Here is a 14,605-nt window from a genome sequence, read left to right as displayed (position 1 = left end):
GCCACCACACCACCCATCGGCCCCCACTCCACACCCCCGGAGTCGGGGCCGGTGGTTTGTCACCACTTCGGCTCCTCGAAGATTTCTTGCTGGGGGATGTCGAGGGATGCCGGTCGGCTTCGATCTCGGGGCGAAGGCGCCAAGGGGGCGCTGGGATCGAGGGGTTGAGATGGCTCAGGGTGTTGGGACGCGTGGGGTCGAGAGGCTTCGGGCGGATGTGGTCGGTGAGGTTGTCGTCGCGGGGGATGCGGGGTATCAGGAGGCTGCGCGGACGTTGGTCGCCGAGGGGCGGCCGGCGGTTGTCGTGCGGTGCGCGGAGGCTGGAGATGTTGCCGCGGCGCTGCGGTTCGCCGAGGCGCACGGGCTGGAGGTGGCGGTACGGAGTGGTGGGCACCACATGGCCGGGTTCGGGACCAACGACGGGGGAGTGGTGATCGACGTCCGGCCGATGGATGAGGTTGCCATCCGAGACGACGCCGTGGTCAGGATCGGGACGGGGGCTACCTGGGGGCAGGTGGCTGAGCGGCTGGGCGAGGCCGGACTGGCGATCTCGTCGGGCGATACGGCCGGTGTGGGAGTCGGCGGGTTGATGGCCGGCGGTGGGATCGGGTGGATGGTGCGCAAGCACGGGCTCGCGATCGACCACGTCGTGGCGGCCGAGGTGGTCACCGCGGACGGGACGGTACGGCGGGTCGACGCGGCGACCGAACCCGAGTTGTTCTGGGGACTGCGCGGCGCCGCGGGGAGCCTCTGCGTGGTGACGTCGTACGACATCGCCGCCGTACACCGGCCGACAGTGCACTTCGGCACCCTCCTGTTCCCGTGGACGCAGGCGGGACAGGTGCTGGCAGGCTGGTCCGAGTACGTCGTGAACGCGCCGGACGAGCTGTCGTCGTCGCTGCAGTTGCCGCCGACGATGATGGCCGACCGGCAGGCACCGGTCGCGGTGATGGTTTGCATCGCCGGGGACGAGGCCACGCGGGACGAGATCCTGAAATCGCTGCGGGACCTGGGCACGGTGCTCACCGACACCGTGGCCGAAATCCCGTACGCAGAGGTGTTCTCGAACGAGTCGATGCCGGCCGACTGGACGCCGCGCGTGCGCAACGGGCTGTTCGACCAGTGGTCGCCGGAGCTGAGCGAGCAGCTCCTCGAGGCCCGGCTACGGCTGCCCGCGATGGCGGTGGAGATCCGGGCGCTGGGCGGTGCGTTCGGCGCAATGCCTTCGGACGCGACCGCGTTCGCGCACCGCGAGGCGCAGTTCATGCTGAACTCGGTGCTGATCGGGTCGATCGACCTGCACGGATCGCAGGTGGCCGGCTTCGACTGGCTCTGGGAGGCACTGGACCCGGAGCGCGCGTACGCGAACTTCCTGTCGCATCCGGCCACGGCCGACCTCGACCGGTGCTACCCGCCGGCGCACCGCGCGCGGCTGGCGGCGTTGAAGCAGGCCGTCGACCCGGACGACGTCTTCCACAGCGCCCTCACGGTCCCGCCCGCCGAGCGCATCCCACCGGCGGCGTGAGTCAGTCGGTGAGGCGGGCGATCCGCTCGCGGAGGTAGTTCTGCTCGGCGGTGTTGCGGGTGCGGTCCAGGGCGGCGAGGTAGTTCGCGCGGGCCAGGTCGGGCCGGTCGGCAAGCTCGTGCAGGTGGGCGAGCACCGACAACCGCCGGTGGTGGTCACCGAGGTACTTGTCGCCGGCCAGCCCGTCGACGATCGCGATCCCGGCCTGCGGGCCCTCGGTCATCGCCACCGCCACCGCCGAGCCGAGTGTCACCATCGGTCCCGGATCGACCTGCGCGAGGATCCGGTACAGGCCGGCGATCTGCTCCCAGTCGGTGCTCTCCACCGCATCGGCCTCACTGTGTACGGCGGCGATCGCAGCCTCGAGCTGGTACGCGCCGACGGGTCCCGAGCGCAGCGCGTCCTCTGCGAGCCGGGTGCCCTCGGCGATCTCGTCGGCGTACCAGCGAGTGCGATCCTGCCGGTCCGCCGGGATCAGGTCGCCGCCCGGACCGGTGCGGGCGTCCCGGCGCGCGTGGGTGAGGACCATCAGCGCGAGCAGCCCGGTCACCTCACTCGACCCGGTCGTGGCCTGATGCAGGAGACGCGTGATGCGCATGGCCTCAGCTGCCAGGTCCACGCGCTGCAGGTCCTCGCCCGCGCTGGCCGTGTGACCTTCGTTGAAGATCAGGTACAGGACGTGCAGGACTGCTCGCAGGCGTACGCCGTACTCCGCGCCAGTCGGCAGCTCGAACCGCGCGCCGGCGTCCTGGATCAGCCGTTTGGCCCGGCTGATCCGCTGTGCCACGGTCGGCTCCCCGACGAGCAGTGCGGCGGCTACCTCGGCCGTGGTCAGGCCGCCGACCGATCGCAGCGTCAAAGCAACCTGCGACGCCGGTGTCAGCGCGGGGTGGCAGCACAGGACGAGCAGGCGGACGGTGTCGTCGGCGTCCTCGCGGTAGTCGGCAACCTGCTCCGCGTCCGCCGGCTCCCGGAGGAAGTCGTTGAGCTCGCGCTGCCGCCGGGCGTTGTCGCGCCGCCAGCCGTCCATCAGCCGCCGCGTCGCGACACTGACCAGCCAACCGACCGGGTGCTCGGGTACGCCGTTCGCCCGCCACTGCACGAACGCCTCGAGCAGCGCCTCCTGGACGGCGTCCTCGCACTGGTCGAAGGCGTCGTACCGCCGGACCAGCGCCGCCAGCGCCCGCGGCGCAGCAGCCCGGATCGCCGCCTCCAAGCCGCCAGTCACCTGACCGTCCGGCATCTGGCGGCCGGTCACCTGATTGCGGCGCCCGGGGCGAAGTCGGCGTCGCCGAGCTCCATGACCGGCCGGACCTCGATCCGGCGCAGCTCCAGCGCCGGCACCTCGGCGGCGAGCTCCAGCGCCCGCTCGATCGTCGGGCAGTCCACCAGGAGCGCGCCCGCCAGGAACTCCTTCGTCTCCAGGAACGGCCGGTCCGAGATCACCGGCGTCCCGGCGACCAGCTGGGCGCTCTGGCTCGTCGACGGGTCGTCCAGGGCGAGGACGGACAACAGCTCTCCGCTCGCCCGCAGCTCGCGGACCCGGGCGGCCAGGCGCTCACGGTCACCCGCCAGCTCGATTTGCTGCTGCGGGGTCAGCCCGGCCAGCGCTTCGGCGTTGTTGTGGATCAGCAGTAGGAACTTCACCCACCCATTGTCCCGATCCAGGGATCAGGGCCGGATCCAGACCGTCCAGCGTTCGATGCGCAGGTAGCTGAGGCGCTGGTACACCGGCTGGCCGTCGTCGGACGCGAGCAGGACCGACGGCTGGTCGTGGTGGGTGGCGGCGGTCCAGGTGAGGGCGGCCCCGGCTCGGCGGCCGCGGGCGGCGGGCATGACCGCGACATTCTCGACGACGGTCACACCGGCGGCGTTGTGGGCGACGGCGGTGGCGAGCGGTACGTCGCCGTCGTACCCGACCCAGACTGTGGTTGGTCCGTCGAGGAAGGTCGCCGCGTACAGCACGCCGGTGTCGACGGGCTGGAGCTCCGGGACCGGATAGCCCTCGATGAACACGCGCTCGGCGTCGGCCAGCCCGGCGGAGTCGGTGACCTGGCGGACGTCGAGATCGGTGACCGGCGGGGTCGCCGTGGCGTCGGGGAAACGGACCATCAGCGGAGGATGGCCGACCAGGGCGAGCCCGTGCTCGCGCAGGTCGCGGGTCGGCCAGGGGCTGACGAAGAGGTACGGCACGTTGTTCGGCAGCCGGCGCGCGACCTCGGCGAGCACCTCGGCCGGGTCGACCGGTTGTTTCGCCACGATCAGGTTCGTGAACGGCCCGCGGTCGCCGAGGAAGCCGCCGGCCCAGGTGTCGCCGTCGTACCAGGGCTTGCCGGCCCGGCGGGCGCCCTCGGTCACCCAGGAGGCGTGCGCGAGGACCGCTTGGCGGACGAGGGAGTCGGCCGGTGCGAGGTCCGGTTCCCAGCCGGTGGCGAGCGACTCGCCTTCGGGTGGCACGATCGAGGACGCCATGCGCCCACTGTGGCACCGCGCCGCCGGATATGTCGTGGGTCACGTCCGCCGGTGTAAGGGTTTTTTGGGACAACGTCCTTACCTGATGATGGCCGGGTGAGTGCTTTCCGCCTGGTGTGCCGCCGTGCCTGACATCTCCCTGTGGACCCTGGTCTTCCTGGTGGTCGCGGCCTTCTCCGCCGGCTGGATCGACGCCGTGGTCGGGGGCGGCGGCCTGATCCAGCTGCCGGCGATGCTGCTCGGCCTGCCGGGAGCGACCCCGGCGCAGATCCTTTCAACGAACAAGATCTCCTCGCTGTGCGGTACGGCGACCAGCGCCGTCACCTTCGGCGTCAAGGTGCGCCCGGACAAGCGGACTGTCATCCCGCTGGCGATCCTGGCCGGTCTCGGGTCCGCCGTCGGCGCCCTTGTGGCGACGAAGATCCCGATGTCCTGGTTCAAGCCGATCGTGCTGGTGCTGCTGATCGGCGTCGCGATCTACACCGCGATGAAGCCGTCACTCGGCGCGCGTACGGCGTTGCGCTTCGACGGCCGTGATCACTACGTCGCGGCGAGTGTGGTCGGCGTGCTGATCGGCTTCTACGACGGCGCGGTCGGGCCCGGGACGGGGTCGTTCCTGATCTTCGCGCTGGTCGGCTTCCTCGGCTACAACTTCCTGCAGGCCAGCGCGAAGGCGAAGATCGCCAACGTGGCCACCAACCTCGGCGCGATCGTCATCTTCGCCGTGAACGGCGCCCCGCTGTGGATCCTCGGCCTGGTCATGGGCGCGGCCAACATGCTCGGCGGCCTGCTCGGCGCCCGGACCGCGGTGGCCCGGGGCAGCCGGTTCGTCCGGATCATCTTCCTGGTCGTCGTCTCCGCGCTGATCCTTCGATTGGGCTACGACGTCGTCAGCGGTTGGTGAACGTCGGGGCCCAGGGCGCGTCGGCCAAGCCGATCCGCTGGATGGCTTCGGCCGTGCGGGTCGCCAGGCCCTGCAGGACGTCGATCTGGTCGTCGGTGGCGCGGTGGTGGCGGGACCAGTAGGCGCCGATCGCGGCGACCGGGGTCGGTGAGCCGACCGGCACCATCAGCAGGCTGCGGACGAAGGTCGGCAGGTACGCCTCGAGCGGGATGCGTTCGTCGAGTTCGATGTTTGGCACGACCGCGGTCTCGTCGTGCAGCATCGCCCAGCCGCTGATGCAGCTCGTGATCGGGAACCGCTGCCCCTTCCACAGCGGCGCGATCGCGTCCTCGTCGGCGTAGAAGCAACGGTCCTGCTCGCGCAGCACGAAGGTCGCGCCCTGCGCGCCGGTGAGCCGCCGGGCCTCGACACGCACGATGTCGCCGACCTCGGCCAGCGACTGCGCATCCGCCAGGTTCGTCATGCCGTCATTGTGCGGTCCGCGGGCGGCGATTCGCCAGTAGGGTCCGCATCATGGTCGACTACAACGGACGGTTGAGCAGTGTGTACGCCGCGGGGCGAGGAATGACCGTGGACGAGGTCAAGCGCTGGACTGATGCGTTCCAGCCTCACCTACCGGGTGAACGGCCGTTGACCCTGCTGGACCTGGGCAGCGGGACCGGCCGCCTCACGCCTGGGCTCGCCGACGCGTTCGGCGGTCCGGTGTACGGCGTGGAGCCGTCGGACCGGATGCGGGAGATCGCCGAAACGACCGCTGTGCACCCGGACGTGGTCTATCGGAAGGGCAGCGCGGAGGAGATCCCGTTGCCGGAGGCATCGGTCGACGGCGTGCTGATGTTCCTGTCGTTCCACCACTTCCGGGACCAGCAGCAGGCGCTCGAGGAGGTCCGCCGAGTGCTGAAGCCCGGGGGAGTGGCGTTCCTGCGCAGCCAGTTCGCGGACCTGATGCCGGACCTGTTCTGGTACGACTACTTTCCGTCCGCACGAACCGTCGACGCCGGCATGTACCTGTCCCTCGACGCCGTGAAGTCCCTTGCGCGCAAGGCAGGTCTGACACCCGCCGACGACGTGGTCTGGGTGACCACCGAGCCGCCGCGTACTTTGCGCGAGAGCTACGACCGGCTCAAACTCCGGGCGCTGTCGACGTTCGAACACCTGCCGGAGGACGAGATCGAGGCAGGCTTCGCCCGGTTGGCCGCCGACGCCGACCGCGATCCGGACCGGCGCCTGTCCGTCCATCCCGCGGCGATGCTGCTGCTCAGCCGAACTGGGTCCTAGAAGCGGCCTTCTGGGCTTCGCGCCGGGCCGCGGTGAGCAGGGCGTCGCCGAGCACGGTGCCGATCACCGCACGTTCGGCCAGCAGGTCGCGGTCGACAGCCGCCTTCGCCAGCCAACGGATCTCGAGCGCCGCCAGCTCGTCGCTGTCCGTCGGTACTCCGCCAGCATGTTGCTGATCGTCGGAGACCACCCGGTGGAGTTCGTAGTTGCCGATCTGCTCGTCGTCGCCCTCCTGGTCGTCGCCGCGATGCTCGGGCGGCTGACCCTGTTGGCGATTGCGTTCGGTGTCGGGCTCGGTGTGTTCACCGTCGCCTTCGCGGCCTCCGTGGACGACGGCGCAACCAGCTGGGCGCTGGCGTCCGCCGTCATCGGCTGCCTGCTGCGCATAGCGGTCGTGCTCAGGTCACATCCCAGCTGACGTTGAGCGCCGGCGGCTTGCGGAAGACCAACCCGCGCGGCGGCGGGGAGGACGGATCCAGCCGGAGGCCTGGCAACGCGAGCACTGCGCTCACCGCGGTCAGCGCTTCGAGACGGGTCAGGTGCATGCCGAGGCAGATGTGCGGACCGCTGGCGAACGCCAGGTGCCGACGGGCGTTCGTACGGCGTACGTCGAAATCGTCAGGCGACGGGAACAACGCCGGATCCCGGCCCGCACCCGCCAGCGACACCGTGACGAAATCGCCCCGGCGAATCGACGCACCGGCCAGTTCGACATCGCGGGTGGCGTAGCGGTCGACCACCGCCGCGGCAGGTTCGAGGCGAAGCGATTCCTCGATCGCGTTCGGCAGCAGCGACGGGTCCGCGAGCACCAGGTCCAGCTGGTCCTGGTGGTTGAGCAGGTGCCACAAGGCGTTGGTGATCATGCCTTCGGTGGTCTCGATCCCGCCGAACATCAGAACGGCGGCGTTCGCGACCACCTCGTCGACACCGAGCCCGGCCCCGGCGGCCGCGGCGATCAGCGAGTCGGCCGAATCGAGGCCTGAGGCAACATGCGCGTGCAGGGCGGCGAACGCCTTCGAGCCTTCGGCCGTCACCGGACGACCGGCGGCGACGCCGGAGACCGAGTCGGAGATCGCGGTGTACCAGTCGAGAACCGTCGACGCCGACGCCGGCGGCAGGCCGAGCGAGTAGGCGACCACCGCGACCGACAACGGCCCGGCCACGGTCCGCCGGAGGTCTGCGGTGCCATCTGCCCGGATTGCACCGACCAGTTCGTCGACGGTCTGCTGCACAGGCTCGGTGAACCGCCGGCGGGTCTCCGCGAGCGTGAACGGCTCCTCGAAGGGACCGCGGTGCGCCTTGTGCGTGGCGCCGTCCAGCGACAGCATCGACGGACCGACCACCTGTGCGGTCGAGAACCGCGGGTCGTCGACGGTGAAGGTCTCCGGATCCCGCAGTACCTCGAGAGCGAGTGAACGGCCGGCGACCACCCAGCCACCGAGCGCGTCGACCCAGCCGATCGGACGGAGCGCCGCCAGCGCGGGATGCGGATCCGTCTCGAGCTCCTCCACGGTGACCATTCAGCCACCCTAAAACGAGCAGACCACCTTCTAGAGTGGTATTGCTGAGACAGATTGGATCTCAACGACTCAGCGGGGCAGCGGGTGACGAATGCCGAACTAAGGCCATCTAGGGTGTGGGCCATGTCTGAGAACCTGGTGCTGCTGCCTGCCGTCGATGTGGCGGACGGTCAGGCGGTCCGGCTGGTGCAAGGGGAGGCCGGCAGCGAGACGTCGTACGGCGATCCGCTGGCGGCGGCGATGGCGTGGCAGGAGGCCGGCGCCGAGTGGATCCACCTGGTCGACCTCGACGCCGCGTTCGGCCGCGGCAGCAACCGTGAGCTGCTCGCGGACGTGACCGGCAAGGTGGACGTCCAGGTCGAGCTGTCCGGCGGCATCCGCGACGACGACTCCCTGGCGGCCGCCCTCGCCACCGGCGCGCGCCGGGTCAACATCGGCACCGCCGCGCTCGAGAACCCGGAGTGGTGCGACCGGATCATCCAGCAGTACGGCGACCGGGTCGCGATCGGGCTCGACGTCCGCGGCCGGACCCTGGCGGCCCGCGGCTGGACCAAGGAAGGCGGCGACCTCTACGAGGTGCTCGAGCGGCTGGAAGCGGCCGGCTGCGAGCGGTACGTCGTCACCGACGTGACCAAGGACGGCATGCTGCAGGGCCCCAACCTGGACCTGTACCGCGACCTGTGCGCGCGCACCGACAAGCCGATCATCGCCTCCGGCGGCGTCTCCAGCCTCGACGACCTCGTGGCTTTGAGCACGCTGGTCGAGGACGGCGTCGAAGGCGTCATCGTGGGCAAGGCCCTGTACGCCGGTGCGTTCACCCTGACCGAGGCACTCGAGCTCACGCGTGGAGGCGACAAGTGAGTCTGGCCGACAAGCTCAAGGACAAGAAGGTCCTGGTCACCGGCGTCACCGGGTTCGTCGGTGAGGCGCTGCTGCACCGGATCATCGGGGAGCTCCCCGGGACGACGGTGGTCGCGATCATCCGGCCGAAGGGCTCCCTCAAGGGCGCCGACCGGATGGCGCAGCTGCTGAAGAAGGACATCTTCAAGCCGTTCTACGGCGAGGGCACCCCGCACGCCGACGCCGAGGCGCTGACCGCGGCCCGGATCGAGGTGGTCGAGGGCGACCTGGCCGACGTGCCGGAGCTGCCGAAGGACCTCGACATCGTCGTGCACTGCGCCGGCGACGTGAGCTTCGACCCGCCGATCCACGAGGCGTTCACGACCAACGTGCTCGGCACCAAGAGCCTGCTCGAGCGGATCGTCGAGACCGGGCGGGCGGTGCACTACGTGCACATCTCCACCGCGTACACCGCCGGTCGCCGGCGCGGCGCGATCCCGGAGGCTCCGGTCGACCACAACGTCGACTGGCGGGCCGAGGCCGAGGCCGGCATGGCGATGAAGGCCCGGGTCGAGGAGCAGTCCCGGTCGGCCCCGATGCTGGCCAAGTTCCGCAAGGATGCCGAGAAGCTGCACCGCCGCGCCGGTCATCTGACCGCGGCGGCCGACACCGAGCGCCGGCGGACCGAGTGGGTCGCGAAGAAGCTGGTCGAGACCGGCACCGAGCGGGCCCGCAGCCTCGGCTGGACCGACTGCTACACCTTCACCAAGGCCCTCGGCGAGCGCGTGGTCGAGGAGTTCTCGGCCACGCTGCCGACCTCGATCGTCCGCCCGGCCATCATCGAGTCCGCGGTGCAGAGCCCGCACCCGGGCTGGATCGAGGGCTTCAAGATGGCCGAGCCGCTGATCCTGGCCTACGGCCGCGGCGAGCTGCCCGAGTTCCCGGCCAGTCCGGACTCCGTGGTCGAGATCATCCCGGTCGACCACGTGGTCGGCGCGATCTGCGCGGTGATGGCGACCGAGCCGGAGCTGTCGAAGCCGGAGTACTACCACGTCAGCTCAGGTGCACGGAATCCGCTGACGTTCGAGCAGTTGTACGCCGGGGTCCGCGCCTACTTCTCCAAGCACCCGTTCGATCTGGGCGAGCGCGGCGCGGTCCGGCTGCCGGTGTGGAAGTTCCCCGGCGGCGACTCGGTCGAGAGCATGCTGCGGTACGGCGAACGCGCGCACAAGATCGCCGACAAGATCATCACCACCGTCCCGCGCAGTGAGCGGACCCGGAAGTACGCGCGCGAGCTCGACGTCCAGAAGCGCCGCCTCGACTTCCTCCGCCGCTACATGGATCTGTACTCCGAGTACGCGCAGGCCGAGCTCCAGTTCGTCGACGACAACGTGCTGGCGCTGCACAACGCGCTCGAGGGTGACGACCAGGAGAAGTTCTGGTGCGACACCTCGATCGTCGACTGGCAGCACTACCTGCAGGAAGTGCACTGCCCGAGTGTCACCGACTCGCTGCGCCGGCTGGACGTCGTACGGAAGAAGCGGAACAAGGCGCTGGCCGAGTCCGCCGGTGTGCTCAAGAAGATCGGCGAGCCGGCAGGCAGCGAGACAGACGCCGAGGTGATCGCCGCGTTCGACATGGACGGCACGCTGCTGTCGTCGAACGTGATCGAGACCTACCTGTGGATGCGGCTGCCCGAGCTGGACAGCCACCAGCGGCTCGGCGAGATCGGCTCGATGCTTCGCCGGCTGCCGAAGCTGATCTCGGCCGAGCGCAAGGACCGCGGCACCTTCCTGCGGACCATCTACCGCCGCTACGAGGGCGCCGAGCTCGAGGAGCTGAACCGGATCGTCGACGAGCTGCTCGCCGAGCACGTCCTGGAGCGGCTGAGCGGGGACGCCGTACGGCGGATCCGCGAGCACCGCGCGGCCGGGCACAAGACGATCCTGATCACCGGCGCGATCCGGCCGCTGACCCGGCCGCTGGAGCCGCTGTTCGACGAGATCGTCGCCGCCGAGCTGGCCGTCGACGACCGCGGCCGGTGCACCGGGTTCCTGTCCGGGCCGCCGCTGGTCGGGGAGTCCCGGGCTGCGTGGATCAAGCACCGCGCCCGCGGCACGAACATCGACCTGTCCAAGTCCTACGCCTACGCCGACAGCCACTCGGACCTGCCGATGCTGCAGGTGGTCGGCAACCCGGTCGCGGTCTCGCCGGACGTGTCGCTGTTCCGGGCCGCCCGGGCCGCGCGCTGGCAGATCGTCGACTGGAAGACCCCGTCCACCTCGTCAAGACTGGAGCTGCCAGGGGTGAACGCCCGATGATGCTCGCGCTGGAGATGTACCGGTCGCCGGCCAAGTTCCTGGCGGCCAAGGCGGTCGGCGGCCGGATTCCCGGCATCCTGACCGGACCGGCCGCGCCGCTGCGCCTGGTCACCATCAACGAGCCGAAGGCCGAGCGGGAGGGCTGGGCGCGGATCCGGCCGATCCTGTCCGGGATCTGCGGCTCCGACCTCGGCATGGTCACTGGCTCGACCAAGCTGTACTTCTCGGCGATGGTCTCGATGCCGTTCGTGCCCGGCCACGAGATCGTCGGCGAGCTGCTCGACGACTGCGGGGACCTGCCGAAGGGCACCCGGGTGGTGATGGACTCCGTCCTCACCTGTGCCGCGCGCGGCGTCGAGCCGTGCCAGGGCTGCGCGTCCGGCACCACCAACCGGTGTGACCGGATCACGGTCGGGCACGTCGCGCCGGGCCTGCAGACCGGGTTCTGCCAGGACACCGGTGGCGGCTGGGGCAACGTGATGGTCGCGCACCGCAGCCAGCTGTACGCGGTGCCGGACGGGATGTCCGACGAGCGCGCCGTACTGACCGAGCCGCTGGCCTGCGCCGTCCACACCGCGCTGCGGGCGAAGGTGGAGCCGGGCCAGTCGATCCTGATCAGCGGAGCCGGCGCAGTCGGCCTGTTCGCGACCCTGGCGCTGCGCGAGCTGACCCAGGCCGGCCGGATCACCGTCGTCGCCAAGCACGCGAAGCAGCGGGAGCTGGCCCGGGCGTTCGGCGCCAGCGACGTGGTCGCCCCCGACGAGGTGTTCCGCGGCGTACGGCGCTCGACCGGAGCCTTCCGGCTGAAGCCGGAGATGGCCAAGGAGTTCCTGCTCGGCGGTGTGGACATCGCCGTGGACGCGGTCGGCAGCAAGGACTCGATCGACACCGTGCTGCGGGTGACCAAGGCCGGCGGCCGGGTGCTGCTGTCCGGGATGCCGGCCAGCGGCGCCGACCTGTCGCCGGTGTGGTTCCGCGAGCTCGAGCTGACCGGCACCTACGCCTCCGCGCGGGAGGAGCCGAACGACAAGCCGGCCTTCGAGACCGCCCTGGAGCTGGCAGGCAAGGCTCCGCTGGACGGGATCGTCGGTGCGCGCTACCCGCTGTACCGCTGGCGCGAGGCGATCGACCACGCGCATTCGGCCGGCCGACTGGGCACGGTCAAGGTTGCTTTCGATGTGAGGGCCTCATGAGGGCGCTGAACGTACGACGAGAGGGTTTGTGACATGTCTCGGCCAGGTTTTGTGCTTGAGGTGGACGACCGGACGCCGCCGCTGATCGTGCACTCGGGTGAGGGCTTCCAGCTGGAGCGCTTCCCGCTCGGCACCCGGGTGGTGTACCCGCCGGAGGCGCTGCCGCCGGTCCGGGACGTCGAGGAGGCGATCCAGAACGCGCTGCTGAACCCGATCGACGCCGAGCCGCTGCCGGAGCTGCTGACGGCCGGGATGCGGCTGACGATCGCGTTCGACGACATCTCGCTGCCGTTGCCGCCGATGAAGAAGCCGGACATCCGGCAGCGGATCATCGAGGCGGTGCTGACGATGGCCGCCGACGCCGGGGTCGACGACGTCGAGATCATCTCGGCGAACGCGCTGCACCGCCGGCTCACCCCGAACGAATTGCGCGACATCGTCGGCGAACGGGTGTTCCGGTCGTTCTTCCCCGACGGCAAGCTCTACAACTTCGACGCCGAGGACCGCGACAACCTCACCCACCTGGGCCAGACCCGGCACGGCGAGGACGTGGAGATCTCCAAGCGGGCGGCCGAGTCCGACCTGCTGGTCTATGTGAACGTGAACCTGGTGGCGATGGACGGCGGCCACAAGTCGACGTCGATCGGGCTGGCGTCGTACAAGTCGCTGAAGCACCACCACAACAGCCACACGATGATCCACTCCCGGTCGTTCATGGACCACAAGGCGTCCAAGATGCACCACTCCGCCTGGCGGATGGGCGAGGTGCTGACCCAGAACGTCAAGGTGTTCCAGATCGAGACGACGCTGAACAACAACATCTTCGGCGGCGGCCTGGAGTTCCTGCAGAAGCGCGAGTGGGAGTGGTCGCTGAAGGACCAGGCCTCGATGCTGGCCACCAAGCGCGGGCTGGCCGCGGCGCCGGCCAAGCTGCGGCACAGGATCTTCACCGACGTCCGGGCGAACTACGAGCTGACCGGGGTGAACGCCGGCGCGATCGAGCCGGTGCACGACAAGACGCTGGAGATGGTGCACCGCCAGCACCTGGTCGAGGTGCAGGGCCAGTCCGACGTCGGCATCATCGGCGTGCCCTACCTCGGCCCGTACAACGTCAACTCGGTGATGAACCCGATCCTGGCCGCGTGCATGGGGCTGGGCTACCACTTCAACGCCTACCGGGGGAACCCGATCGTCCGCAAGGACGGCGCGGTCATCCTCTACCACCCGGTGCCGTACGAGTTCAGCCAGCTGCACCACCCGTCGTACGTCGACTTCTTCGAGGAGGTGCTGTCGGAGTCGACCGACCCGGCCACCATCGAGGCGAAGTTCGAGAAGCAGTACGCCGAGGACCCGTGGTACATCCACCTGTACCGGACGTCGTACGCGTACCACGGCGTGCACCCGTTCTACATGTGGTACTGGATCTCGCACGCCCTGGACCACTGCGGCGACATCGTCTGGGTCGGCGCCAACCGCAAGACGGTCGAGCGGATGGGCTTCCGGTCCGCGTCGACGCTGCAGGACGCGCTCGAGATGGTCAGCCACTCGGTCGGCCGGTCGCCGTCGATCACCTACCTGCACAACCCGCCGCACCTGCTCGCGGACGTGCGCTGATGGGTACCAGCCTGGTGAAGTTCAGCCGCGACACCGCGCGCGACGTGAAGCAGGTCGCGCGCGGGTGGCGGTGGGGCCGGCGGCCGCAGGTGCCGCGGTCGGCCGAGCCGTACGTGATCCCGAAGGAGACCTCGGTCTTCCCGACCAGGTGGGCCCGGACCCCGGCCGCGATCGCGGTCCGCGAGGTGCTGCAGAAGGGCGCGCTGAACTCGGTGCTGCGGTTCGAGGTGAACCCGCAGGTGAGCGGGCTCGACTCGCTGCTCAAGGTCAACGGCCCGGCGCTGATCGTGGCGAACCACTCGTCGCACCTGGACACCCCGCTGCTGCTCTGCACGCTGCCGGACGCGATGCGCCGCAAGACGGCCGTGGCCGCGGCGGCGGACTACTTCTTCGACACCTGGTGGCGGGCGACCGCGTCGGCGATCGTGTTCAACACGTTCCCGATCGAGCGCCGCGGCGGCAAGCTCAGCTCGACCCCGGGCGACCTGCTCGCGGACGGCTGGAACGTGGTCGTGTTCCCGGAGGGCACCCGGTCGCCGGACGGCTGGATGGAGCGGTTCCGGATGGGGGCGGCGTACCTGGCCGTCGAGCACGGCGTCCCGGTGATCCCGGTCGGGATCAAGGGCTCGTTCGCCGCGATGCCGCGCGGTCGCGGCTGGCCGGTTCCCGGCCGCCCGACGGTCGCGGTCCGGTACGGCGATCCGCTCAGCCCGGCCGAGGGTGAGAGCGCCCGGGAGTTCGCGCCGAAGATCTCCGCCGCGGTGTCGGCCCTGCTGGACGAGGAGTCGACCACCTGGTGGGAGGCCCGCCGTCGGGTCGCCGCGGGGGCCTCGCCGTCGCAGTCCGGTCCGGACGCCGCCCGCTGGCGCCGGGTCTGGGAGTCGACCGCCCCGATGAAGCCTGCCGGCACCAAACGCCGCGCCTGGAAGTGACGCCAC

The 14,605-nt window shown here is 70.2% G+C and carries 15 protein-coding genes; 9 read left to right on the top strand and 6 right to left on the bottom strand.

The window, feature by feature from the left end; translation table 11 throughout:
• The first annotated feature begins 169 nt into the window (after window positions 1-169).
• The gene (locus AB0H36_RS15290) at window positions 170-1,525 is read left to right on the top strand and encodes an FAD-binding oxidoreductase (protein WP_360522261.1); all 1,356 of its coding nucleotides are present in this window, start codon (window positions 170-172) and stop codon (window positions 1,523-1,525) included.
• 1 nt (window position 1,526) lies between these two features.
• On the opposite strand, the gene AB0H36_RS15285 is transcribed toward AB0H36_RS15290, so the two are convergent.
• From AB0H36_RS15285 to AB0H36_RS15275, 3 genes are read right to left on the bottom strand one after another with little or no spacing between them, the layout of a single operon-like run.
• Complete coding sequence (locus AB0H36_RS15285; RefSeq protein WP_360522258.1) at window positions 1,527-2,753, bottom strand: DUF6596 domain-containing protein; 1,227 nt, start codon at window positions 2,751-2,753, stop codon at window positions 1,527-1,529.
• 26 nt (window positions 2,754-2,779) lie between these two features.
• Window positions 2,780-3,172, bottom strand: a complete 393-nt coding sequence (locus AB0H36_RS15280; protein ID WP_360522255.1) for a YciI family protein — start codon at window positions 3,170-3,172, stop codon at window positions 2,780-2,782.
• Between the two features lie 24 nt (window positions 3,173-3,196).
• Window positions 3,197-3,997, bottom strand: a complete 801-nt coding sequence (locus AB0H36_RS15275) for a GNAT family N-acetyltransferase (protein ID WP_360522252.1) — start codon at window positions 3,995-3,997, stop codon at window positions 3,197-3,199.
• Between the two features lie 124 nt (window positions 3,998-4,121).
• Between AB0H36_RS15275 and AB0H36_RS15270 the strand changes: the two genes are divergently transcribed.
• Window positions 4,122-4,901 carry a TSUP family transporter gene (locus AB0H36_RS15270; protein WP_360522249.1) on the top strand — a complete coding sequence of 260 codons (780 nt, stop codon included), beginning with the start codon at window positions 4,122-4,124 and terminating at the stop codon, window positions 4,899-4,901.
• Here AB0H36_RS15270 and AB0H36_RS15265 read toward each other — a convergent pair.
• A complete protein-coding gene (locus AB0H36_RS15265; protein ID WP_360522245.1) occupies window positions 4,888-5,364 on the bottom strand; it encodes a GAF domain-containing protein in 477 nt (158 codons plus the stop codon). The two genes, AB0H36_RS15270 and AB0H36_RS15265, sit on opposite strands and share 14 nt — an antisense overlap.
• A gap of 50 nt (window positions 5,365-5,414) precedes the next feature.
• On the opposite strand from AB0H36_RS15265, the gene AB0H36_RS15260 reads away from it, so the two are divergent.
• Window positions 5,415-6,179 carry a class I SAM-dependent methyltransferase gene (locus tag AB0H36_RS15260; protein WP_360522242.1) on the top strand — a complete coding sequence of 255 codons (765 nt, stop codon included), beginning with the start codon at window positions 5,415-5,417 and terminating at the stop codon, window positions 6,177-6,179.
• Here the strand turns inward: AB0H36_RS15260 and AB0H36_RS15255 are convergent.
• Window positions 6,160-6,369 carry a hypothetical protein gene (locus AB0H36_RS15255; RefSeq protein ID WP_360522239.1) on the bottom strand — a complete coding sequence of 70 codons (210 nt, stop codon included), beginning with the start codon at window positions 6,367-6,369 and terminating at the stop codon, window positions 6,160-6,162. The genes AB0H36_RS15260 and AB0H36_RS15255 overlap by 20 nt on opposite strands.
• Before the next feature lie 3 nt (window positions 6,370-6,372).
• Between AB0H36_RS15255 and AB0H36_RS15250 the strand changes: the two genes are divergently transcribed.
• Window positions 6,373-6,597 carry a hypothetical protein gene (locus AB0H36_RS15250; protein WP_360522236.1) on the top strand — a complete coding sequence of 75 codons (225 nt, stop codon included), beginning with the start codon at window positions 6,373-6,375 and terminating at the stop codon, window positions 6,595-6,597.
• Here AB0H36_RS15250 and AB0H36_RS15245 read toward each other — a convergent pair.
• Window positions 6,578-7,699 carry a cytochrome P450 gene (locus AB0H36_RS15245; protein WP_360522233.1) on the bottom strand — a complete coding sequence of 374 codons (1,122 nt, stop codon included), beginning with the start codon at window positions 7,697-7,699 and terminating at the stop codon, window positions 6,578-6,580. The genes AB0H36_RS15250 and AB0H36_RS15245 overlap by 20 nt on opposite strands.
• Before the next feature lie 123 nt (window positions 7,700-7,822).
• Between AB0H36_RS15245 and priA the strand changes: the two genes are divergently transcribed.
• From priA to AB0H36_RS15220, 5 genes are read left to right on the top strand one after another with little or no spacing between them, the layout of a single operon-like run.
• On the top strand, window positions 7,823-8,560 hold the full coding sequence (gene priA / locus AB0H36_RS15240; RefSeq protein WP_360522230.1) for a bifunctional 1-(5-phosphoribosyl)-5-((5-phosphoribosylamino)methylideneamino)imidazole-4-carboxamide isomerase/phosphoribosylanthranilate isomerase PriA: 738 nt from the start codon (window positions 7,823-7,825) through the stop codon (window positions 8,558-8,560).
• Window positions 8,557-10,860 (top strand): HAD-IB family hydrolase, encoded by a 2,304-nt coding sequence (locus tag AB0H36_RS15235; RefSeq protein ID WP_360522227.1) that lies wholly within the window; start codon window positions 8,557-8,559, stop codon window positions 10,858-10,860. Before priA ends, AB0H36_RS15235 begins: the two co-directional genes overlap by 4 nt.
• Entirely contained in the window at window positions 10,857-12,053 is a 1,197-nt protein-coding gene (locus AB0H36_RS15230) for a zinc-binding dehydrogenase (RefSeq protein WP_360522224.1), read from the top strand. Before AB0H36_RS15235 ends, AB0H36_RS15230 begins: the two co-directional genes overlap by 4 nt.
• Window positions 12,054-12,086: 33 nt before the next feature.
• Window positions 12,087-13,667 (top strand): lactate racemase domain-containing protein, encoded by a 1,581-nt coding sequence (locus tag AB0H36_RS15225; protein WP_360522221.1) that lies wholly within the window; start codon window positions 12,087-12,089, stop codon window positions 13,665-13,667.
• Window positions 13,667-14,599 (top strand): lysophospholipid acyltransferase family protein, encoded by a 933-nt coding sequence (locus tag AB0H36_RS15220; protein ID WP_360522218.1) that lies wholly within the window; start codon window positions 13,667-13,669, stop codon window positions 14,597-14,599. Before AB0H36_RS15225 ends, AB0H36_RS15220 begins: the two co-directional genes overlap by 1 nt.
• The last annotated feature ends 6 nt before the right edge of the window (window positions 14,600-14,605 follow it).

Source organism: Kribbella sp. NPDC050820, assembly GCF_040653975.1.
GTDB lineage: Bacteria > Actinomycetota > Actinomycetes > Propionibacteriales > Kribbellaceae > Kribbella.
Note: the sequence above shows the minus strand (reverse complement) of the source record. Positions and strands in the feature narration are given on the sequence as shown.